Origin of the sequence: Lysinibacillus sp. NPDC056220, from assembly GCF_049315265.1 — a bacterium.
Taxonomy (GTDB): Bacteria; Bacillota; Bacilli; order Bacillales_A; family Planococcaceae; genus Lysinibacillus; species Lysinibacillus pinottii.
On sequence record NZ_JBMOXD010000003.1, the window covers coordinates 444,158 to 463,665 of the forward strand.

Consider the following 19,508-nt stretch of genomic DNA (forward strand, 5'->3'; position numbering starts at 1 on the left):
TTCATGAAAAAGGACATGATTACAGTTATTTCTGTTTATGGAGTAGGAGCTATTTTAGTTTTATTGGTGTCCCTCCTCTTTTATAGGTTTTTTTAGGCTGACTATTCCCTAAAAGAGCAAAAAAGAAGTGGCATGTATCAAGCTTCATTCGCCAATCTAATTTTCAGGGGGGGGATGTGATGACTGTTAAGAGTAGGATTTTCATCTGTTTAGTTAGCGGCTTAGCATTATTTTTAGTAGGAGCCTATAAAATCTTTACCAATCACTTGGAAGCTATGTCCCAGCTTGTAGCTTATATGTTCTTCGTTTGTGGATTTATAGGCTTTGTTTTTAGTAGTGTATCGTTGTTTAGAACAGCTCGAAACTAGTATTGCTATTCAATCTGAATCGCCTTGCTGAAATCAATGACGTTTCCCTTGTACTTATAAAAATATATGAATAGGATGGTGTGATCTAAATGATGTATGCTCCATTGTTTGAACAGGACGTTCCAGCACTTCTTCTTCCTTAACGGTAGAAGCGCTTTTTCTCCGTTAAGGACATAGGTATCTATGAAAACGGAGGAAAAAACATGAGAATTAAAATTATCGGTGCCCTCTTTTTATCGCTTGCGGCGAGCATTTGGGGCGCTATGTATGTAGTTGTTAAAGTAGTGGTGGAAGTCGTGCCACCGTTGGAGCTTGTTTGGATTCGTTATTTGATTGCCGTATTAGCGCTTGGTTTAATTGGCATTATGATGAAGCAATCTTGGAAAATCGCCAAAAAAGATAGGCTCCTTATTATTCTTGTCGGCCTCATTGGGAATACAATTTCGATAGTTACCCAAGAAATGGGCACTATGCTTTCCACTGCCCAAATGGGTGCGATTATTACGGCTACAACACCTGCTTTTATGGTGGTCTTTGCTCGTATCATATTGAAGGAAAACATAACGCCGAAAAAAGGATTGTCCATTATTCTTGCCACAATTGGCGTTGGTGCTATTGTAGGCCATGGCGGAATTAATTTAACCCAACAATTAGGTGGACTCTACTTATTGGTTGCTGCATTGACATGGGCATTAATGTCAGTACTAGTAAAAAAGGTTCCAAGTCATTACTCTCAAATTGTTGTAACAACCTACTCTTCTTTGATTGCCGTCATACTACTAACGCCTTTTGTCATTCCAAGGCTAAAAGATTTGAATTTATCCGTTGTTTTACAGCCTACAATTTCAGGCGGCTTGTTATACTTAGGTATTGTTTCAACTGCTGGAGGTTTTTTATTGTGGAATAAAGGGCTTCAACTAATGAATGCTTCTAGTGGGGGCTTATTTTTCTTCCTTCAGCCCGTTGTAGGCACAATTTTAGGCTGGCTTCTTTTAGGTGAAGCGATTGGTCTTTCGTTTTGGTTGGGCTCCCTATTTATTTTTAGTGGAGTATTTATGGTCATTCGCGAAGAGTAACAGTATGTGCGTTTCTATCTTGTATAGAGGCGCGCTTTTTTCTTAAACCAGCTACTGGCGGATATCACGTATTTTGTTGTCATGTTCATACAGCTCGGCTCATATATTGCAACAGCCTAAAGGAGATGATGATTTGATTACCTTATTAGATTCCTTAAAGGAGCTATCCTTTATACTCATACTTATTTCTACTATGGTGTATCGTCGACATCTTAAATTAACGAGATGGAAAAGAAAACTAACGATGGGTGAATGGATAATGTATATCGTTACGTCCACTGCCCTTCCTGTTTATGCCATACTTTATATGGTTTTTCTTTTGGGAACTTAATTTGTGGAAAATAATCCTATTCACTATTAATAAATATATAATTGAATGGAAGATTTCATTTTAGGAGGTTTTTTATGTTTCAAACAGTAGAGCATTTTTTACAATCCTGGACATTTGAGGCCACTGCTACGCAAAAACTATTACAACAGCTTACTGATGAATCGCTTCATCAAGCCATTACTGCTGAACATTGGACTTTAGGACGTATAGCGTGGCATACGGTCACAGCCATTCGAATTATTTCTGCGAATACCCATCTAACATTCGAGGCACCAGCAGAGGATTTTCCTGTTCCTACTTCAGCACAATTGATTGCAGATAGCTATTACCAAGCGAGTAATGCCTTTATGGAAGCTTTAAAAACACAATGGACAGACAAGACCATGAATGAAACAATTGAATTTATTGGTCAAACCATCCCTAACGGCTCCCTCTTATTATTTTTATTGCAACATCAAAGTCATCATCGTGGACAAATGACTGTGCTAATGCGTCAAGCAGGCTTACCTGTTCCAGGCATTTATGGTCCAGCCAAAGAGGAATGGGCACAGTTCGGGTTGCAAGCTCCCAACATGTAAATCAAACAATTAAATCGAGGTTGCCTATTAAGGGACAACCTCTTTTATGGAGAACTTAGTTAAGAGTAGCTAACCCGTTATTCGTGTCTGCAATGGTTGGGTTTGCTAAATAATGCCCACCTTCAATTTGCAATGTTTGACCTGTCATAAATTTCGATTCGTCAGAGGCTAAAAATACCACTGCATGACCAATATCATCTGCTTCACCATGATATGGTAGAGCATTAAATTTAGAATAGATTGCTAGCATTTCTTCTGGCATATTATTTTTCGCTGCTGGTGTTAAAATGAGACCTGGTGCGACCGCATTACAGCGAATTTTATCTTTACCATATTGTGTGGCAATGTTCTTCGTCAGATTGACCACGCCTGCTTTTGTAGCCCCATAAGCTGTACGGATTTGATCACTAGCGAATGCGGCCATGGAAGCTGTGTTAATAATAGAACCCCCTCCTGCCTTTTGCATATGTGGAATCGCAAAACGGCTACCGAGTAAAATGGATTTTAAGTTCACATTGACTAAACGATCCCATTCATCTAAGTCTATATTGACAACATCTAAATCCTTCTGCAAGTTCGTTAGTCCCACATTATTAAATAGTACTGTGAATGTGCCGTATTGTTCCACCGTGAAGTTCACCGCTGCCTCTATAGAAGAGGCATCTCCTGCATCAAGGAAAATAGCTGAAGCTTCGTATCCTTCTTTCACTAAAGAACTGGCCGCTTCTTTAGCACCCTCTACATTAAAATCGGCAATAACAACTTTTGCGCCTTCCTGTGCTAATAAGGTCGCTGCTGATAAACCAATCCCTGATGCGCCACCTGTTACTAATGCTACTTTATTTTGTACACGATTCATTTACAATTCCTCCTTATAACTAAAAAGAGCAACCAACTCTTTCTTCCTGAAATGTAGTTTAACATTAAACTATTTATTTTTAAACTAAAAAGACTAGCTTATCGATTACCTACGCTCTCTTTTTTTATGTTAAAATTTACATATATTACATAAAGAGGTGTTCATATGGCAAGCAATAAATTGAATTGTAAAGCATGTGGAAACGATGCCTTTGCTTCAGGACAAATTGGCAGTTTCACAAGTGAAGGAAATATACGGCCGATGGGCTCCATTATGGCTACTGGATCTCCCCTCATCTTAACGTTTTGTACAAAATGTGGGGAAGCTTCATCCATCAAAGTGGCTAAGCCGGAGAAATTTAAATAAGGCGCATGGGTATTGTCAAGACAAACGTCGATGTACTGGCTTGAGCTATCGTTTTCTTTTTCAGCTCATCCGTTGACAGTGCGTGTTTTTTCAAGTCACCAACTACTAGAAAGTGCAATGTTCAAGGGTTAATTTAGTGTGACCATACACCTAATTCCTACCCTTCTATACAAGAACTAAATAATTATGCTATAATACATTGGAAATCCTCAGAGGGTCAACCAATTCTTGGCTGTAGCGAATAATCTCGCTACAGCCCTTTTTATTATCTATTTAAAAAAACGAAAGCATCCTTAGTTGCTCCCGTTTTTATGCTTCCCCTATTATTTTTCTTCCGCATTGATACGGTTTTTTCGCCCAATTCCACATCAAAATAAAGAGATAGATGATGAGCATTTTTGATGAATCGTTTTTACAATGAAATAACTAATAGGTTAAATGAGTAAACTTAATGGAGCTCGCGTCATGAATCAAACATGGTTGTAAGCTTCATGATAGTTTTCCAATTACGAACCGTTGCGGGCACCTCGAGCTTGGGCAATTGTTGACTAAGCTTAGCGTTGCGAATGCTATTGTAAAATAAAAGATAAACCTCTCTGCCGATGATGACACAACGCTCTTGCTCATTCACATATGATAAATATTTATTACTATTTTCTTCCGTAGGGGCAGCAGGTAATAAGGCGACATGAAGGCATTCCCCTATTGCCGTGGCACTAGCGTCAGCCATGTCTTGCTGAGAAAATGGGCAATTGTTGACGATATGCTGAAGTTCCTCAGCGGTTCTAATGATGACTGTACTTGTAATATCAAAGTTTATTTGGATTGTTTCATGAATTAGCTTCTGCAAAACTTCCTCTGATTCGGTGGATTCAAAAAGAATATTCCCGCTTTGTATATAGGTACGAATTTTTTGCAATCCAAGTGGTATAAGAGCTTCCCTTAAGTCAGCCATTTTTATTTTATTATGTCCACCTACATTAATGCCTCTCAGTAATGCTACGTAGTTAATCATACACCCCCACCTTTCTTCCTAATTGCATTATAGCAATATTTAGGGAATAATAGGAAAAAAACTGCACTCGGGAAGTCCAAGTGCAGTTGAATATTATGCTAGTCGCTCGATGTCCTTTATTAAACGCTCCACATTTTCTTTTTTTGTCGCCCAGCTTGTGCAAAAACGAACAACCGTATGGGTATCATCGAAGATTTCCCAAACAGAGAAGGAGTATTTTTCGCCTAATTTCTTAAGTAAATCGTTCGGCAAAATGGGGAATTGCTGATTGGTTTTTGAATTATAGCGTAAGGCGAATCCTTTTTGGATAAACGCCTGCTGAATGAGCATTGCCATCTCTACCGCATGATGGGCAATATCCAAATAAAGATGATTCTCCAGTAATGTTTCAAATTGAAGACCTAGTAATCTGCCTTTTGCGAGTAGCCCACCTCTTTGTTTGATCATATAGCGAAAATCTCGTTGGTAAGCTGGATTCACGATTACGACCGCTTCGCCAAATAAGGCGCCCATTTTTGTTCCACCTATATAAAATACATCGCAAAGCTGAGCAATATCTTTTAACGATAAATCATTACCGTCTGCTACTAAACCATAGCCTAAACGAGCACCGTCTAGAAACAATGGCAATCCACAATCCCGGCAAACTTTACTTATTGCACTTAGCTCTGCTTTACTATATGTTGTTCCATTTTCTGTTGGATGAGATATGTACACTAAGCCTGGCTGTACCATATGTTCATGTGTGCTGTCTTGCCAGTGGGCGTCATAGCATGCCTTTACCTGTGCGGCCGTTATTTTACCATCATCGCTAGGCAAAGGGAGCACTTTATGACCGGTCGCTTCAATTGCCCCTGTCTCATGGACAGCAATATGGCCTGTAGTTGCCGCAATGACTCCTTGATGAGGACGTAGGATGGAGGCGATGACAGTTGTATTCGTTTGCGTGCCACCAACTAAAAAGTGAACGTCTGCCTGCTCAGCCGCTATCTCTTTTTTGATATAGGCTCTAGCTCTTTCCGAATGCTCGTCCATCCCATAACCTGGAGATTGCTCCTCATTGGTTTCCACTAATTTTTGCAAAATTTGTGGATGGGCACCTTCTGCATAATCATTTTCAAATCGTATCATATCTTTTCCCTCCAATTTCTCTCTGTATCTATAGCTTATTTTACAACCTTAGGATGGTAATAATCTATGGTTAGTTGGTGGTCTAAAGGACTTATTCGCTATTACAAGGAACGCTTCGGGCTGAGATACTAATTATAGGAATGATTATCATTTTAAAAATCATTCTCTCCCTCCTTTAAAGGAGGCTTTATTTCATTGTTATAAATCTAGTATGTCATCTGTAAATCATACTTTTAGCCATAATTTCTATTTACGATGAAAAAACTACAATCTTTCTATAAATTTGCCTAATGATAAATAATAATCATTAGGCTTTCTTACTAAATTAGATTTCCTCATTGCTCAATCTCCTGAAGGACCACATGACGAATCACTAGTTGTTGAGCTATCAGCACAATGATGGTTCTCGTGAGTAGTAGTATGCAAATGATGACCATTCCAATCGTTTGTTGAATGTAAATCATGTATCTCCTCATTGGATTGATTAGATTTTTGGCTAAAGCTACTAAGGATACTGACGACTATGATGATGCCAATAAACATAATAAAAAATTCCACTATTTCCATCCCTCCTCTTTCATTATGTATGATTATAGCATGCAAAAAATGGAATCTGTTCTCTTTATACCCATAGTTTTTATATAAATCTGGTAATTGATAGGAATGGATGTTAATTTGGTATCTGTTTATGCATTGTATGTACGGATTCAAACCATCTTCTCTGCTTTAGTCTACTCATAGGTGAAATTACGGACAAAATAATACCACAATCGTATGGATTGTGGTGTGTGAATTATGATTGAGATTTACATGATGATGATTCATTCGCACGATTCGTATCGTTTGAATTTTTCTTTTGTTCTTTTGTTAAAGAATTATCTTCACGCACATCTAAATCATCTGGACTTAAATCTGTCGCTAATTCCGCCAACTCTGACTGACGTTTATATTGCTTGCCCTTTGTCAAAATGATCACCTCCAAGTAGTATTACATTGCCCTAATTGGTTCGATCTCATTCTTGGAAAGGTATGAAATAATCATTTCTAGCTATGCTAATTGAGGTACAAGCTGGTTCAAAAGATGGTGATATGCTTGTAAATCTTGGTCATATAATTTTTTATAGGTCGCTAGGCTATAATGCTTTATATAATCAAAATCCTCATCACTTACTAAGTGATGTTTATGATTGAGAGCCCAAGCATTTTCCCATGCAGTTTGCTCAAATTGAATATTCATATGATGTTCTTCCAGCAACATAGATAACAGATGCTCATGAAGATAAATTTCCTGTAAGCTATGTTGTTTTTTCATTGTAAAAATTTCAATGGTACGCGGAAGCGATGATTGTAATGCTTCACGATCCACCGCATGACCCAGCTCATGTAAGGTCATTGTTTTTACATACACTTCAAGTGAAGGTGGATGTGGCAGCTCATTCTTTGCCTCGATTAATCGCTCGGCATCAAAGCCTACATAATGCCCAATAAAGTTATAGCTCATATTAATTCCTGAATGGTCCTGCTTTATAGTCATCCGCATGCCAACAGCCTGCACAACGGAGTTGATGATATCATATAGTTCTTTTTCATTATGTTGTTTTGTCATGATCCGTCCTCATTTCCTCTGCAAACAATCTCATGTAACTATAATGGAAACGGATTAAATATATACTACAATTCATATAAATTCAACAAATAAATCCTGTAGATCTTGAGGAAATGCTCCACAAAAAAGGCGCTTGTAGTAAAAACTACAAACGCCCCGTGTGTGAAGGGTCTTATCTTATTTAAAGGGATTAGTTATTGATTGTTACTTCTTCGATTTTGGTTAGTGTTATTACTACGCTGTTTGCTGCGAGCCTCGCCGCCTTTGCGACCTATTTCTTCGTAAAATTCCTCGCCGTGGTTGTCAGCTGTAGCTTCTCCACCTTTTTGGCCAATCTCTTGATAAAATTCATGTCCATGATTTTTAGACGTAGCCTCGCCGCCTTTACGTCCTATTTCTTCATAAAAATCACGATCATGATTTCTGGAGGTAGCTTCTCCGCCTTTACGTCCCGCTTCTTCGACAGTCATGTTTTCATTGTTGTTTCTGTTGCGATTGTTTTGCTTGTTAGCCATTTTCTATTCCTCCTAATTTTTTTTGAGCTATTGACTAGCTCGCTATTTATATTCCCAGCTACATCCTATCTAAACATCCTTTTTTCAAAAAATTGATTTTTCTATAGTAGTAGAACCTTGCCATCCCAGCTCTCTTCAGTCTTCGAGCAATCATATAAATTTACTCGTACCAATATAATACTAATCTATAACATTGTAATTTTATGAAGGAAGGGTGATGTGAAAATGACAATTTTGACAAAGCCATCAATTGGCTTAACACAATTTACGGACTTCACGATGAAGGGAAGTGCCGCCAAGACGAAATTTGTGAAAGATATTAAATATCAGGGCGATTATCATCCAATTAAGGATTATTGGAAAGCATTACGCGAAGGGTTAAAAAAATACCATGAACATCATTTTAATGACTCCTACCTTCTCGATCTTGTAGACAATGCCCTCCCTGCTCGTCAGAAAAATTATCAAGAAGCTATAAAAGCCTATTTAAAATTTTTTAAAAACAAAAATGTGCAATGGTTTGAACCCGGTAAATCTAATTGGGTTTGTGATGACTTAATCGTCCGTTCAAATCCAGAGCTTGGTTTAATCGTTGATGACATCCCCTACCTTATAAAACTATATTTCAAAGGAAAAAATGAACGCATTGATAAACATAAATGTCGATCTGCCCTTACCCTCCTAAAGGATTCTCACTACTCCGTTGAACATCCTGCTTCTGTTAAACATGCCATTTTAAATGTTCAAAAAGGTCGCTTAATTACAGAGGATGAATCGACCGAATATCACCAACTAGCCCTTGAAGCGGATGCTGCACAATTTATGTTTATTTGGAATAGGCTTTAATCGTGAACAACTATATTTGAATAGCGTATTTTTTATTCGAATAAGATGGAAGCATTTCTAGACGAAACTAGTTCAATCATGACAAAAGGGCATGCCCTATAGGATAATAGTAAAGAGCGTTGAAATCAGATAATAAAGGAAGTGCTTCTATGAATGCAGAAATGGTGATGCAGGAGCTGAAGGAGCTAGGCAAAGAACGGACGAAAAAAATGTATATGTCGAATGGGGCACATGAGCCGGTTTTTGGTGTGGCAACAGGAGCCATGAAGCCGATTGCCAAGAAAATTAAAATCGATCAGGCATTGGCAGAAGAGCTTTATGCGACTGGCAACTATGATGCTATGTATTTTGCAGGTATCATTGCAGATCCAAAAACGATGACGGCGGCTGATTTTGATCGATGGATGGATTCGGCTTACTTTTATATGCTGGCTGATTATGTAGTGGCAGTCACTTTAGCGGAATCACCTATTGCACAAGAGGTGGCAGATGCATGGATGGCGAGTGGTGAGGAACTGAAAATGTCAGCAGGCTGGAGCTGCTATTGCTGGCTTTTAGGAAATCGTGAAGATAACGAATTTTCTGAAAGTAAATTAGCAAGCATGCTAGAGGTTGTGAAAAAAACAATTCATACTGCGCCTGAACGAACAAAATCTGCGATGAATAATTTTCTTTACACAGTGGCGATTTCCTATGTACCCCTCCACGAAAAAGCTGTGGCAATAGCACAGGCAGTTGGTCCTGTGGAAATGAAGCGTGACAATAAAAAAAGCACGACACTGAATGCCTATGAAACTATTCAAAAGGAACTTGATCGAGGAAGGCTTGGTTTTAAACGTAAATATGTAAGATGTTAATGAATCAATCTAACAAGCATTGATCCCATTCGGATGAATGCTTTTTTTGTTATCGCATAAAAAATATTGATTTTCATTATTTTTTTAATTTCCTATATTTTATTTTAGAATTCATGCGTTTATGTAACGACAACAAAGAACAACCGAACAAGCATTGTACTATAGTCATCATTTTTTTATCCTAACAGGTATCGTACTGTCTATGATACTTCTTTATAGGCAAGAAGATATGACCAGTAGTATTATGAGGGCAATGAGTCTTATGTTTGCATCAAGTACCATAGCAACTTTTGCAGCTGTCCTCATCGCCTCTTACAAAAACCGAAAAGAATTAATCGTTTTCTGTTAGTGCCTTCCATTTTGGATATGTAATAGCTTCCCTATATTTCACTACTATTTTACTATAAAAACATACCAAATTTTACTTTTTGATAGTATAATAATTACATATTTTGATAATAGGAGGATATATATGAAAAAATTAGTCTTATTTTTAGCGATGATTACCCTATTCTTCACCACTACCACGATTGCTGATGCACATCCAGGGCGTCTCGATAGCAATGGTGGTCATAATTGTTCAGACAAGTCAAAGGCAAAAGGTCTTTGTACAGGCTATCATTATCATAATGGGAATAGCGGCAGTGGTTCCTCCTCAGGTGGTCAAAGCAGCTATACACAGCCCACAACAGCAATTCAGGCTCCAGCATTGACAAAAGTAGCCGTTTATTTGAATAATGTAAAACAAAGTTATACGCCAAGCGCCTACATGAAAAATGGCACAACATTGGTACCGATGAAACCAATTTTTGAAGCTCTTGGAGCAACTGTTTCTTATGATAATGCCACTAAAAAAGTAACTGCGACGAAGGTCGGGAAGAAAATTGTTATCGGGGTTGGCAACAAAACAGCTTATGTTGATGCAAATGGAACGACATCTACAATTAGCCTTAGCCACCCTGCCGAAGTTTATCAAGGAACGACAATGGTGCCTTTACGCTTTGTTAGTCAAGCCCTTGGCGCAGAGGTAACATTTGATGAAGCCAAATTAACCGTCTATATTACAACAAAATAATGGACAAACAAAAAGCAGCTTCCTTGGAAGGATGCTGCTTTTTTAGTGTTGTTCTAACTCGAACTGATATTTTTTATTAATTTTATTAGCTATTTTCTCTAAAAATGCAGCAACTGTCATATTTTCAACTTCATTTGTATACCATGCCAATTTGGCGCCATAATTTTTTTTATTATAATTTACTTCTAATGGCCAGAAATTTTTAGTCTTATAGGTATAATCAAATTTTATATATAGTTGTTTTCCCTCTGGACACTCCATGACCACGTTATATAACGGATTTTTTCTTTCCTGCTCAAATTTTACTTTTCTTATTTTCGTTAACATCCTAACCCCCGCCTCTCTTCTTTTTATTTCGACAAAAGTTCTAAAGATCTTTAAAAAAAAAAGATAAAGCACGCTGTTTCAACGAACTTTATCCTTTCTTTATTATAGCATAGTTATTTATTATCGACAAATTTATCGTAATAACGTTTGAGCATAGTAGCCATTTGCTCACGTGTGAGAACCCCTGCCGGATTCATATTTTTACTGCCATCGCCTCGGATAATGCCTTCTCTAATGGCCCATTCCCACGCTTCTTTATGAGATGCGGCTACTTCTCGATCGTATTGTAAACTAGCTTTTGTAGCTAATACGCTTTTTAAAGCTTCTATTTCCTGCTTCAACTCATTATATTGTGACATTGTTAACCCCTCCTCCAGGCCATTTTTTAAATCTTGCTGGAACTGTGCTTCGCTAATACCCATACTTATTAAATAGGCAAACGGATCTTTGTGTGTGGTGCCGCCCAAATTATCAGCTATCCAACGATGGGATTTGATGCCGTTGCCAGTACCATCTAAAATAGTGGGAATCCCTGCCTCTATAGCCATTTTGCGCAATAACCAAATATATGCTGCGTAATCCTTTTTAAATTGTTCCTTATCAGAAGTCCGCGCTAGCTCTACTTGGGCATAGCTATATGGATTCCCTTTAGGGCCACAACCATATTGAACGCGATTAACTGGTGCTATTTGCACAATGCGTCCGCCACCCCCTACCCAGTGAGAAACGAAGGCATTGGCTTTATTTTTATTCATATAGGCAATTTCATTTTCTAATGCATTTGGACCAGTGTTAGTGCTATTACCCGATTCATGTGCTACCACGTACTTAATGGCGGTGAGCGGTTGATTAGGTAATCCTGACATCATCTGCAATTCAATCACATAACTCATTATGCACCATCCTTTCCTATCATTTTTTTGCGAATGACCACCATGCTATTCATCATTTGTTTGACGATTATAGGGGTGAATGGACAACTAGTTTTATTGCGACAGGCTAGCTATTTGCCATGGTTGACTGATGGGCTGAATGGATGACTGCTCTATTTCACCTTTTTTGCTGCTACACATATAAAGTGAATGAAGGAAGAGAGTGACATTCACTTATTCTAGTAAATGCAAGCTACACCATTTTTTCTAGTTAGTTGTGCTCATGACTATTATTTAAAATGATGAATAAATGATCATTTCACTTCAACAGGTGCATTGACAAAGGACGGCTCCATATAGTATTTTGTATCTTCTAAACTGAATGAAGGAGAGAGATAAAGTGATTGTAGAAAATATCATGAATCGATTAACTAGCCTACACCGTTACACGGCTATTAAAAAAATCGACAAAGGCTATTCCTCTGATACCAAATATGTCGTAACCGTTAATGATACACCTTATTTGTACGCCTCTCCGATCTCGCACACCAAGAGAAAAGGTGGATTGAATTTACTTTACTACAGGACTTAGAGCTCCAGAGAGTTCAAACACATAAGGCCATTGAATATATGGTCCTCCCAGACGACCATCTTTCAGCGATGGTGATGAGCTATTTAATAGGCTCCCCTGCGGATGAAATCATTCTTAGGCTTTCGGACACAGAGCAGTATCATCTCGGTCTAATGGCAGGGAAAGAATTAAGAAAAATTCATCAGGTGAAATCACCAAAAACTATCCATTGGGAGACGTTACAAAAAGAGAAATTTACTAATTATTTACAAGCCTATCAGCAGGATTCTTATCAAATTCCGCAAGAGGCTAAATTATTGTACTTTATAGAAGAACATTGGCCGCTATTAAGACAACGCCCAACTACCCATCTTCATGATGATTACCACCTTGGGCACATTATTTGCCACCAAAATAGTTTTAATGGGGTTATTGATTTTAATGGCTATGATGTAGGTGATCCCTATCATGATTTTTATAATCTAGCCCTGTTTAGTAGACGGCATAGTGTCCCCTATTGCATCGGGCAAATAAATGGGTATTTCACCCAGCCACCAGATGAAGAGTTTTGGCGACTATATGCCTTATATGCTGCCATGAATGTCATTTCAACCATTGCCTGGACACGCCAATATGATCCGCAATCATTTGACGATGCGTTAGCCAGAATTCAGGTAATTTTACAGGATCATGCTTACTTTTCCTCCGTGAGGCCTTTATGGTACCCCGAACAGCAGGTCGTTTAGCCACTTTCGAGCAGCGCTAATATTTTTTGCCGCTCTGCTTCAAAATTAATGGCTGGCTGCTGTGGCCGTTCCTCTTCATGACGATGGTGAAACCACTGTGGAATAATCTCTTGACGTCTCTTGGCTGGCATGTCCGTCACTTTTTTCTTCTGGGCATGAAAGCGCATTTGGTCTGAAGCAATATCTGCCATGGTCTTTAGTTGTTTATGATGCCAATTTTGCAATATCTTCTCAACATACCGCCAGCACAATACATTGTGCTCCACAGCTAGCTTCATCGCATGGATGACTATTTCCTCTGAAAAAATGTTTAGCCAGGAATGAATTTTTGCAGTCATATACGCCGACAGAGAGCCAAAGCCTTGTTGTTCGAAAAAGTAGTAGGCTGTCTGTGATTGTTGATTATCATCTTTATTGTTTAGTAATTGGTTATTTAGTAATTTATTATTTAGTTGTGTGGGCTTTTCCGTTTGTGGTGCGGCCGTTGACGGATAACCCGTTGACGGCTGGGCAGCACGGTTAGAGACTTCAAAAACGACAAACTCCACCTTGCTGAATTTTCCATCCTTTGCTCGCTCCTGTACCTTTTGAAGATAACCTTCCCGAATCAGTTCATTAACAATGCTAGCAGTCCCGTCACGTCCACATTTACTACGTGTCGCCAAATCTGTCAGACAAAAATCCCAATCATCTGGCAATGACAGCATATAGGCAAGCAATCCCTTTGCCTTCCAACTTAATTGGTCATTATTTAAAAAGCCCTTGTCCAATACCACAAAGTTATCGTTCTTCACTACTCTGTAGATCATGGCTATCCCCCTCCTCCACAATTACTCTCTGTACTATCTATATAAAAGTTTATGCTATAAAAAGGGACAAATTTTTCTAATTTTTTATTTCGCTAGAATTTATGGTCCTTTTTTTGAGGGTGTTCTTCTGAATACATGGACAAAAAAAGACACTTACCATTTCGTAAGTGCCTCTGCTGCAACGCTCACTGCCAATGTTGAGTGTGCCTTGTTTTATTCGTATAGTTCTTTATAGATAATAACTTTTAATGCAGCTATTTCTTCATCTGATAATTTGCCTTCTACCTGTTGTAATGCCTCTTCCTTCGTCATGGAGCCGTCCTGTAATTTCACACGAATATCATTTAGCTCTGTAATGCCTACTTTTTGAATGATTACTTTAGTAGCCTCTTCTTTCGACGTAAAAGGTAACGTACTACTATCTACCGTTTTCGCCTCTTCCATATAGGCTTTTAACTCCGGATCGTTTTCAATTGTATTTTTGATTTCTTCCTTTTGTCCACTATTCTCTAATTCTGTTGAGAGTGTATTGACAATTTTTTCTGACGCAAATTTCGTGCCAAAATGTAATACACCATAGCCAACTATACCAATGAAAATAATAAAAACAACTAACCATTTCATGAATCTCAAAATCGCTTCACTCCTTTATCCACGTTCATCATACTATATGGAGTGGGTGATTGAGAAACAATTCTCCCTAGAAATTATGTAAAAAAACCCCATCCGATGATGAGGCTTTTATTTGACGTATTTCAAATACTTGCGGACAAATTCTACAATATAAAGTATTTCTTCATCAGTCATACTTAAAAGATTGCAAACACGTTGCAGTCTTGCTGGTGAAGTTAATTGTTGACGAACTTGATGGATATACATGTATTTGCATTTACGTGGATTAACCTTATCCCGTATTTGCTTGTATCGAAGGTATGCGTAGCGAGCAAATGCATTAAGCATCTCCCGCTCCTGCTCATCACGTTCTTTTTTTCTAGCAGCTTCATCAATTATGTCCGTTTCAAATGTCCGTGTACCATCTGTTAATTGCATAGTACCACCTCTCTATTGCAAATGTACTCCTAACTATTAAATGCAACAAAAAAAGCCACACCTAGGGTAGATGTGACACTTTTATTGATTACCTATGTAAAGATTATTGAGAGTGCTTTCTTCTTTGATCTCGCTTCTTCAAAATATATCGTGTAATGCCAAGGGTGATAACAATTTCGTTTATTAATAAAAATTGAAAACCATTGGGAGTTGCATGTCGCCAATCATAGATGCCCCAAATAATAAGTGTGAAGAGAACAACTGCAAGTGTATATCTAGAAGCCTCTGAATAATAATCTTTTTCTTTATCCAAAATCTGCAACATCCTTTCTATTGAGACGTTTTTTTCACATATAATACGCAAAGATAGCGACAATAATATTCGGTAATGCTAACCATAAAGCGTTATTCATGATGTGATTACGTTCATCCCTATCTTCTTTGGTTTCTGTTGCAAAATTGGCCCGCATTCGATCCCCACTCCCCATTGATCCAGACATTAACAAAGCGAAAATAATGAGTATTCCACCTACAAGCCCCGAAAGGAAATGGGCTTTTTCTGTACCCCATATTAGGATTGAAAATACAACACCTAGGATGGACATGATCGTTCCGATGCCTACATATTTCATTTCCACACACCCCTTCTGTAGTATACGGTGGAAGCTTCATTTTCGTTTCAAAAAAACCAAAATTTTCATATTCATTACAGCCACTATATAATATAATGAGGAATTTTCTTTATTTATAAATCGTTGCGATGAGCAAAGTCGACGGTTTTCCAAAGAATACAAAAGGAGTAGATACAAATTGAAAAAAGAAATGGGTGCGTTGCTATTGTTGAGTGCTATTTTGTTTTCAGGTTGCCATTCAGATCAAAAAGAAAATCCCACAGAAGAAAAAACTTTAAAAAAAGCTTATAGTCCAACACATGCTGATGCCACATGAATGGGTTCCTCTGCCAATAAAGAAGTAAAACTGTATAAGAAAGGAGATGGCGTAAAACTGGAGTTTAATGGGAAAATGAAGGACTTTAATTGGAACAACCCTGATGATACAGGAACCGAGTCTCAAGTGTTTTACATAGATATGACAGATGACGGCGATGAGGAAGCTGTTATTATCCTTCAGACTGGTAGAGGAACGGGGCTAGATAATTATGATATTCATGTAGTAGATCAGGACTTACAAGAAATAAAGGTTCCTCATTATGAGGAAATTGTTGCTCAACATATGGAGTCAAACGTTGTGAAAAAAGACTTTGAAACATTAAATATTACGGGTCGAGCATTTGGCAAGGAATATCACTTTGACTATAAAATCGATCCAGAGCTAGAAATACAGCAGGATCAGCTAGGTTTTGGTGCAATAACGATTTATTATATAGAAAACCAACGAATAAAATTGACCCTTGCAGCTAGCGTATTTCCTATAAATGTGGCTGATTTCCATATTACCTATACATTCGATCATACGAAGAACGAATTTATGGTCGATCAAATAGAAGTAGAACCGATTCAACAATAAATAACAAACGAGTATTTTTCCTCTACTATTTATTCGTATAGGATAAGCTCCAAACGTTCATAGTAAGTATGGTATGAAACTCATACCGAATCATACGACGGAGGGATCAATTTTATGAATAATGTTCGTGAAGGTTTAATCCCAACTATTCTCGGGTCGGCTGTCACAGCGGCAGGATATGCCATGAAGCAAAAGCATGGTTCTAATAAAATGGTGGCCAACACCATTTTTGGCTTTGGTTTAGCTCATATTGTGTTAGGAGCTATTGACCTGGTGGAGCATCGTCGTTAAGAAAAGAAGGGCACTCTATGTGCTCTTCTTTTTATTTTGAATAATTTCCCATACAATGTTAGCATGATAATATAGTTAAATGAAGGAGAGTTGTCTATTGGCCACATTTGAAGATTTTACAGCGCTTGATCTACGAGTTGGTACAGTTTTGCAGGCACAGGAGCTACCAAAAGCGCGTGTTCCTGCTATTAAAATGAACATCGATTTTGGGGAGGAGATCGGCATTAAACAGTCTTCCGCCCAAATTACAAAACGGTATACGCCAGAGGCAATGGTCGGAAAGCAAGTTGTAGCCATTGTTAATTTTCCTCCACGCCGAGTTGCCGGTTTTAAGTCAGAGGTGTTAGTGATTGGTGGAGTGCCCGAAGAGGGAGACGTTATCCTGTTAACACCTGATCAGCACGTACCAAATGGCACAAAAATACATTAAAGAGCCGTGCATTATGCAAGAGGCTCTTTTTTGTGAATGGGTATCCATATTTCACTTGTAAAGGTTGGTGAGGAGAAATCAGTGCTCGCATGACTGACAATTTCAGGGCCAGCCACCTGATTATAGCCAGAAGACGGAAACCATTCGGCATAAATACGGCCCCACGATTCCTGAAGTGTTTGCGGGAATGGTCCTACCACTGTAAAGACTACCCATGTATTCGCAGGGACAGCAAGCTGACAAAAGTACCCAGGGTTTGTTGCTTCTGTAGTAGCTACTCCAATATAATGATCGAGTTCTCCCTTCTCCTCCATTCGCCCCTCTGAAAAATTTGTAGAGGCTTGGATGATGCCCTTAGGTTCCACATTGGACAGCTTTTTAAGCTGCTCAATATCTGTAATTGTTAGAGATTGCGCCATTTTCACAATGTCCGGATTTTCTCCCTGAAAAATAATCGGTACACGTTTCATCAAGCCAACAATGTGAAAGGCTTCTTTTTGCTCGAGTCGGTAATTCATTTCTTTTCCTCCTTGGATGGTAAGTTGGAAGGTCATCCGTGGGAAAGCTTTAAATGTTTGACCAGTTTGCCTTGCCTCTGAGGGTGTCATTCCATGTAAGTGCTGAAAAGCTCGTGTAAAAGCATCTGCTGAGCTATAGCCGTACATAACAGCTATATCAAGGATTCTCAAAGAGGCGTTCGACAAATCAAGAGCAGCCAGTGTCAAACGTCGCCGACGAATGTATTCAGATAGTGAGATACCAGCTAGAAATGAAAACATTCTTTTAAAGTGATACTCTGAACAATACGCTTTTCTTGCTACTTCCCTCATGTCAATATCGTTTGTCAAATTGGCCTCAATATAGGCAATTGCTTCATTCAATCGTGTGCATGAATCCACTTGAATAACCTCCCTTTACACAACAATAGCAAGAATAGAATGATGTCATCCGACATATTGTGCCCTAATTAGTCGCCTTTCAAAAAATAATCTATCGAACAGGCAGATCACTAACTTTCAAAGCTACTTTCACATATATATAATAGTGTAAAGCTAATTTTAGCCTTACACCTCCTGACTTGATACTTAGGGTCACTGGTCGTACAGTGGCCCTATGAAGAAGAAGGTTTCCATATAACTTGTATCCCATTTTTACTATATCCAATAAGTTACCTGTTCCATTTCTAAAAAAACTCTATCCTTTTGGACAAGCTTTTGCTATAGCATAACGTCTTTCATGTAGTAGATTGGATGTTTTAGAAAGTAAAAGGAATGACCAAGAACTAAAATTCTTGGTCATTCTTATGTTAGCGATAGGTTGAATGGCTCGGCTCAAATAAATCTTCGTCGGAATGACGCACAAGGGAGAAATGGTCAACATTGTAATGACCATGTAATAAGTCATTATGATGTGCGATCATTGCACCTGGTTCTAAAACCTTGGAGCCGTTCGTCGAATGTCCATCACCGACAACTGTGACATCAAAGCCTTGAACAGTGGCAGTTCTGACGGCGGTATCAACACAGTGCTCGGTTTTACACCCCATCATTACCAAGTGCTTCACATCATGAACCTTTAAATAGTCCAGCAAACCCGTGTTGTAGAATGCATTGGTAGCAAGTTTATCAAAAAAGACAGCTGATGTGGGAACATGGATTTTTTTATGTACTTGAAAGCCAGCTCCCTCCCCACCAGCTACATCTTGATCACGAACAAAAATAATTTGAGCATTTTCTTCGATTGCCTTGTTAATCACCTTATTGATGGTCTCTACTAATTCGTCTTTACGATAAACAGCTTGTTCCTCCTGATTACCTTCCATTAGTTCTTGCTGTGCATCAATCACAATTAACGCTTGTTTCAAAAGCATCTCTCCTTTTTGGGTTACTAACCATACTTTACCATAAAGGAGGTTTTACCTTTATTATTTTTTTACTTTAGAAACGGTTATGTCATCCCCAATTGGTCAAAGGATAGACTCCAGTTGCGGGTGGACTGCCACCAGCTCATTAAATTTCTTCATGATGGCTGTATAGCGTTTTGGTGTTATCTCTGGATCAGCAACACTACCCGACTATCCGTGACCATTAACGCACCAGTATTTTCTATTTTTATACAGTACGCTAAATATGGCTCATCATTTTCCTTGGGCATATTTTTCCTCTAACTCTAGTGAGGTTAATGTGCCCCACATCTTCAATTCCTCTCGCCAGGCAGATGCCACTATAGCCACCTAATGCTCCAATTTCTAATTTGTATACA

29 protein-coding genes and 1 pseudogene are annotated in these 19,508 nt (G+C 38.4%); 13 read left to right on the forward strand and 17 right to left on the reverse strand.

Going from position 1 to position 19,508, the window contains the following annotated elements; genetic code table 11:
* The first annotated feature begins 179 nt into the window (after positions 1 to 179).
* The 4 genes from ACOZBY_RS12305 to ACOZBY_RS12320 all read left to right on the forward strand — a co-directional run bounded on the left by ACOZBY_RS12305 (position 180) and on the right by ACOZBY_RS12320 (position 2,353).
* Positions 180 to 368: a hypothetical protein gene (locus ACOZBY_RS12305; RefSeq protein ID WP_031419943.1), complete on the forward strand. Its 189-nt coding sequence runs from the start codon at positions 180 to 182 to the stop codon at positions 366 to 368.
* A 203-nt stretch (positions 369 to 571) separates the two neighbouring features.
* Entirely contained in the window at positions 572 to 1,444 is an 873-nt protein-coding gene (locus ACOZBY_RS12310; RefSeq protein WP_012294158.1) for a DMT family transporter, read from the forward strand.
* Between the two features lie 133 nt (positions 1,445 to 1,577).
* A complete protein-coding gene (locus ACOZBY_RS12315; protein WP_232900856.1) occupies positions 1,578 to 1,775 on the forward strand; it encodes a hypothetical protein in 198 nt (65 codons plus the stop codon).
* 74 nt (positions 1,776 to 1,849) lie between these two features.
* Positions 1,850 to 2,353, forward strand: coding sequence for a DinB family protein (locus ACOZBY_RS12320; RefSeq protein ID WP_012294157.1), 504 nt, complete (start codon positions 1,850 to 1,852; stop codon positions 2,351 to 2,353).
* A gap of 55 nt (positions 2,354 to 2,408) precedes the next feature.
* Here ACOZBY_RS12320 and ACOZBY_RS12325 read toward each other — a convergent pair whose 3' ends face one another.
* Positions 2,409 to 3,212 (reverse strand): SDR family NAD(P)-dependent oxidoreductase, encoded by an 804-nt coding sequence (locus ACOZBY_RS12325; protein WP_031419939.1) that lies wholly within the window; start codon positions 3,210 to 3,212, stop codon positions 2,409 to 2,411.
* A gap of 165 nt (positions 3,213 to 3,377) precedes the next feature.
* Between ACOZBY_RS12325 and ACOZBY_RS12330 the strand changes: the two genes are divergently transcribed.
* Complete coding sequence (locus ACOZBY_RS12330; protein ID WP_031419938.1) at positions 3,378 to 3,578, forward strand: hypothetical protein; 201 nt, start codon at positions 3,378 to 3,380, stop codon at positions 3,576 to 3,578.
* A 463-nt stretch (positions 3,579 to 4,041) separates the two neighbouring features.
* Here ACOZBY_RS12330 and ACOZBY_RS12335 read toward each other — a convergent pair whose 3' ends face one another.
* From ACOZBY_RS12335 to ACOZBY_RS12360, 6 genes are all read right to left on the reverse strand, one after another.
* Positions 4,042 to 4,593 carry a DUF1697 domain-containing protein gene (locus ACOZBY_RS12335; protein WP_422762421.1) on the reverse strand — a complete coding sequence of 184 codons (552 nt, stop codon included), beginning with the start codon at positions 4,591 to 4,593 and terminating at the stop codon, positions 4,042 to 4,044.
* Positions 4,594 to 4,686: 93 nt separating this feature from the next.
* Positions 4,687 to 5,724, reverse strand: coding sequence for a threonine aldolase family protein (locus tag ACOZBY_RS12340; RefSeq protein ID WP_422762422.1), 1,038 nt, complete (start codon positions 5,722 to 5,724; stop codon positions 4,687 to 4,689).
* Between the two features lie 342 nt (positions 5,725 to 6,066).
* Positions 6,067 to 6,282, reverse strand: a complete 216-nt coding sequence (locus tag ACOZBY_RS12345; protein ID WP_051563229.1) for a hypothetical protein — start codon at positions 6,280 to 6,282, stop codon at positions 6,067 to 6,069.
* A 235-nt stretch (positions 6,283 to 6,517) separates the two neighbouring features.
* Complete coding sequence (locus ACOZBY_RS12350) at positions 6,518 to 6,700, reverse strand: hypothetical protein (RefSeq protein ID WP_230584388.1); 183 nt, start codon at positions 6,698 to 6,700, stop codon at positions 6,518 to 6,520.
* Positions 6,701 to 6,772: 72 nt separating this feature from the next.
* Positions 6,773 to 7,330, reverse strand: coding sequence for a hypothetical protein (locus tag ACOZBY_RS12355; protein ID WP_031419931.1), 558 nt, complete (start codon positions 7,328 to 7,330; stop codon positions 6,773 to 6,775).
* 194 nt (positions 7,331 to 7,524) lie between these two features.
* On the reverse strand, positions 7,525 to 7,845 hold the full coding sequence (locus ACOZBY_RS12360; protein ID WP_422762423.1) for a KGG domain-containing protein: 321 nt from the start codon (positions 7,843 to 7,845) through the stop codon (positions 7,525 to 7,527).
* Positions 7,846 to 8,070: 225 nt separating this feature from the next.
* Between ACOZBY_RS12360 and ACOZBY_RS12365 the strand changes: the two genes are divergently transcribed.
* The 3 genes from ACOZBY_RS12365 (at position 8,071) to ACOZBY_RS12375 (ending at position 10,623) form a co-directional block, all read left to right on the forward strand.
* Entirely contained in the window at positions 8,071 to 8,691 is a 621-nt protein-coding gene (locus ACOZBY_RS12365; RefSeq protein WP_012294147.1) for a hypothetical protein, read from the forward strand.
* A gap of 149 nt (positions 8,692 to 8,840) precedes the next feature.
* Positions 8,841 to 9,548 (forward strand): DNA alkylation repair protein, encoded by a 708-nt coding sequence (locus ACOZBY_RS12370; RefSeq protein WP_422762424.1) that lies wholly within the window; start codon positions 8,841 to 8,843, stop codon positions 9,546 to 9,548.
* A gap of 472 nt (positions 9,549 to 10,020) precedes the next feature.
* A complete protein-coding gene (locus tag ACOZBY_RS12375) occupies positions 10,021 to 10,623 on the forward strand; it encodes a copper amine oxidase N-terminal domain-containing protein (protein WP_031419926.1) in 603 nt (200 codons plus the stop codon).
* Between the two features lie 42 nt (positions 10,624 to 10,665).
* Here the strand turns inward: ACOZBY_RS12375 and ACOZBY_RS12380 are convergent, their stop codons facing one another.
* Together ACOZBY_RS12380 and ACOZBY_RS12385 are read right to left on the reverse strand one after the other, a co-directional pair.
* Complete coding sequence (locus ACOZBY_RS12380; protein ID WP_012294144.1) at positions 10,666 to 10,950, reverse strand: hypothetical protein; 285 nt, start codon at positions 10,948 to 10,950, stop codon at positions 10,666 to 10,668.
* A 113-nt stretch (positions 10,951 to 11,063) separates the two neighbouring features.
* Positions 11,064 to 11,843 (reverse strand): N-acetylmuramoyl-L-alanine amidase, encoded by a 780-nt coding sequence (locus ACOZBY_RS12385; protein ID WP_197225012.1) that lies wholly within the window; start codon positions 11,841 to 11,843, stop codon positions 11,064 to 11,066.
* A gap of 543 nt (positions 11,844 to 12,386) precedes the next feature.
* Here ACOZBY_RS12385 and ACOZBY_RS12390 point away from each other — a divergent pair.
* Positions 12,387 to 13,139 carry a phosphotransferase family protein gene (locus ACOZBY_RS12390; RefSeq protein ID WP_422762517.1) on the forward strand — a complete coding sequence of 251 codons (753 nt, stop codon included), beginning with the start codon at positions 12,387 to 12,389 and terminating at the stop codon, positions 13,137 to 13,139.
* Here ACOZBY_RS12390 and ACOZBY_RS12395 read toward each other — a convergent pair.
* From ACOZBY_RS12395 to ACOZBY_RS12415, 5 genes are all read right to left on the reverse strand, one after another.
* Positions 13,136 to 13,948 carry a DnaD domain protein gene (locus ACOZBY_RS12395; RefSeq protein ID WP_197225011.1) on the reverse strand — a complete coding sequence of 271 codons (813 nt, stop codon included), beginning with the start codon at positions 13,946 to 13,948 and terminating at the stop codon, positions 13,136 to 13,138. The genes ACOZBY_RS12390 and ACOZBY_RS12395 overlap by 4 nt on opposite strands.
* 213 nt (positions 13,949 to 14,161) lie before the next feature.
* Positions 14,162 to 14,581: a hypothetical protein gene (locus tag ACOZBY_RS12400; protein WP_031419921.1), complete on the reverse strand. Its 420-nt coding sequence runs from the start codon at positions 14,579 to 14,581 to the stop codon at positions 14,162 to 14,164.
* Positions 14,582 to 14,689: 108 nt separating this feature from the next.
* Positions 14,690 to 14,998, reverse strand: coding sequence for a hypothetical protein (locus ACOZBY_RS12405; protein WP_036166213.1), 309 nt, complete (start codon positions 14,996 to 14,998; stop codon positions 14,690 to 14,692).
* Positions 14,999 to 15,101: 103 nt separating this feature from the next.
* On the reverse strand, positions 15,102 to 15,311 hold the full coding sequence (locus ACOZBY_RS12410; protein WP_230586164.1) for a hypothetical protein: 210 nt from the start codon (positions 15,309 to 15,311) through the stop codon (positions 15,102 to 15,104).
* A 34-nt stretch (positions 15,312 to 15,345) separates the two neighbouring features.
* The gene (locus ACOZBY_RS12415) at positions 15,346 to 15,630 is read right to left on the reverse strand and encodes a DUF5316 domain-containing protein (RefSeq protein ID WP_031419919.1); all 285 of its coding nucleotides are present in this window, start codon (positions 15,628 to 15,630) and stop codon (positions 15,346 to 15,348) included.
* Between the two features lie 178 nt (positions 15,631 to 15,808).
* On the opposite strand from ACOZBY_RS12415, the gene ACOZBY_RS12420 reads away from it, so the two are divergent.
* The 4 genes from ACOZBY_RS12420 to csaA all read left to right on the forward strand — a co-directional run bounded on the left by ACOZBY_RS12420 (position 15,809) and on the right by csaA (position 17,246).
* Positions 15,809 to 15,946 carry a hypothetical protein gene (locus ACOZBY_RS12420; protein WP_230584385.1) on the forward strand — a complete coding sequence of 46 codons (138 nt, stop codon included), beginning with the start codon at positions 15,809 to 15,811 and terminating at the stop codon, positions 15,944 to 15,946.
* A 75-nt stretch (positions 15,947 to 16,021) separates the two neighbouring features.
* Positions 16,022 to 16,525, forward strand: a complete 504-nt coding sequence (locus ACOZBY_RS12425) for a hypothetical protein (RefSeq protein WP_230591334.1) — start codon at positions 16,022 to 16,024, stop codon at positions 16,523 to 16,525.
* Positions 16,526 to 16,639: 114 nt separating this feature from the next.
* A complete protein-coding gene (locus ACOZBY_RS12430) occupies positions 16,640 to 16,816 on the forward strand; it encodes a hypothetical protein (protein ID WP_008179752.1) in 177 nt (58 codons plus the stop codon).
* A 97-nt stretch (positions 16,817 to 16,913) separates the two neighbouring features.
* The gene (gene csaA, locus ACOZBY_RS12435; protein ID WP_012294135.1) at positions 16,914 to 17,246 is read left to right on the forward strand and encodes a chaperone CsaA; all 333 of its coding nucleotides are present in this window, start codon (positions 16,914 to 16,916) and stop codon (positions 17,244 to 17,246) included.
* 11 nt (positions 17,247 to 17,257) lie between these two features.
* Here the strand turns inward: csaA and ACOZBY_RS12440 are convergent, their stop codons facing one another.
* From ACOZBY_RS12440 to ACOZBY_RS12450, 3 genes and pseudogenes are all read right to left on the reverse strand, one after another.
* On the reverse strand, positions 17,258 to 18,145 hold the full coding sequence (locus tag ACOZBY_RS12440; RefSeq protein ID WP_031419916.1) for an AraC family transcriptional regulator: 888 nt from the start codon (positions 18,143 to 18,145) through the stop codon (positions 17,258 to 17,260).
* A gap of 407 nt (positions 18,146 to 18,552) precedes the next feature.
* Entirely contained in the window at positions 18,553 to 19,110 is a 558-nt protein-coding gene (locus tag ACOZBY_RS12445) for an isochorismatase family protein (protein ID WP_036161419.1), read from the reverse strand.
* Positions 19,111 to 19,212: 102 nt separating this feature from the next.
* Positions 19,213 to 19,498: pseudogene (locus ACOZBY_RS12450) on the reverse strand (O-methyltransferase); the annotation flags it as partial.
* Between the last annotated feature and the right edge of the window lie 10 nt (positions 19,499 to 19,508).

Bases quoted from the DNA above. Each gene is read 5' to 3' on its own strand.
- ACOZBY_RS12395 (WP_197225011.1), bottom strand. From the start codon at position 13,948: ATGATCTACAGAGTAGTGAAGAACGATAACTTTGTGGTATTGGACAAG.
- ACOZBY_RS12305 (WP_031419943.1), top strand. From the start codon at position 180: ATGACTGTTAAGAGTAGGATTTTCATCTGTTTAGTTAGCGGCTTAGCA.
- ACOZBY_RS12425 (WP_230591334.1), top strand. From the start codon at position 16,022: ATGAAGGACTTTAATTGGAACAACCCTGATGATACAGGAACCGAGTCT.
- ACOZBY_RS12375 (WP_031419926.1), top strand. From the start codon at position 10,021: ATGAAAAAATTAGTCTTATTTTTAGCGATGATTACCCTATTCTTCACC.
- ACOZBY_RS12415 (WP_031419919.1), bottom strand. From the start codon at position 15,630: ATGAAATATGTAGGCATCGGAACGATCATGTCCATCCTAGGTGTTGTA.
- ACOZBY_RS12320 (WP_012294157.1), top strand. From the start codon at position 1,850: ATGTTTCAAACAGTAGAGCATTTTTTACAATCCTGGACATTTGAGGCC.
- ACOZBY_RS12385 (WP_197225012.1), bottom strand. From the start codon at position 11,843: ATGAGTTATGTGATTGAATTGCAGATGATGTCAGGATTACCTAATCAA.
- ACOZBY_RS12405 (WP_036166213.1), bottom strand. From the start codon at position 14,998: ATGCAATTAACAGATGGTACACGGACATTTGAAACGGACATAATTGAT.
- ACOZBY_RS12360 (WP_422762423.1), bottom strand. From the start codon at position 7,845: ATGGCTAACAAGCAAAACAATCGCAACAGAAACAACAATGAAAACATG.
- ACOZBY_RS12330 (WP_031419938.1), top strand. From the start codon at position 3,378: ATGGCAAGCAATAAATTGAATTGTAAAGCATGTGGAAACGATGCCTTT.
- ACOZBY_RS12310 (WP_012294158.1), top strand. From the start codon at position 572: ATGAGAATTAAAATTATCGGTGCCCTCTTTTTATCGCTTGCGGCGAGC.
- ACOZBY_RS12370 (WP_422762424.1), top strand. From the start codon at position 8,841: ATGAATGCAGAAATGGTGATGCAGGAGCTGAAGGAGCTAGGCAAAGAA.
- ACOZBY_RS12325 (WP_031419939.1), bottom strand. From the start codon at position 3,212: ATGAATCGTGTACAAAATAAAGTAGCATTAGTAACAGGTGGCGCATCA.
- ACOZBY_RS12380 (WP_012294144.1), bottom strand. From the start codon at position 10,950: ATGTTAACGAAAATAAGAAAAGTAAAATTTGAGCAGGAAAGAAAAAAT.
- ACOZBY_RS12430 (WP_008179752.1), top strand. From the start codon at position 16,640: ATGAATAATGTTCGTGAAGGTTTAATCCCAACTATTCTCGGGTCGGCT.
- ACOZBY_RS12335 (WP_422762421.1), bottom strand. From the start codon at position 4,593: ATGATTAACTACGTAGCATTACTGAGAGGCATTAATGTAGGTGGACAT.
- ACOZBY_RS12365 (WP_012294147.1), top strand. From the start codon at position 8,071: ATGACAATTTTGACAAAGCCATCAATTGGCTTAACACAATTTACGGAC.
- ACOZBY_RS12340 (WP_422762422.1), bottom strand. From the start codon at position 5,724: ATGATACGATTTGAAAATGATTATGCAGAAGGTGCCCATCCACAAATT.
- ACOZBY_RS12355 (WP_031419931.1), bottom strand. From the start codon at position 7,330: ATGACAAAACAACATAATGAAAAAGAACTATATGATATCATCAACTCC.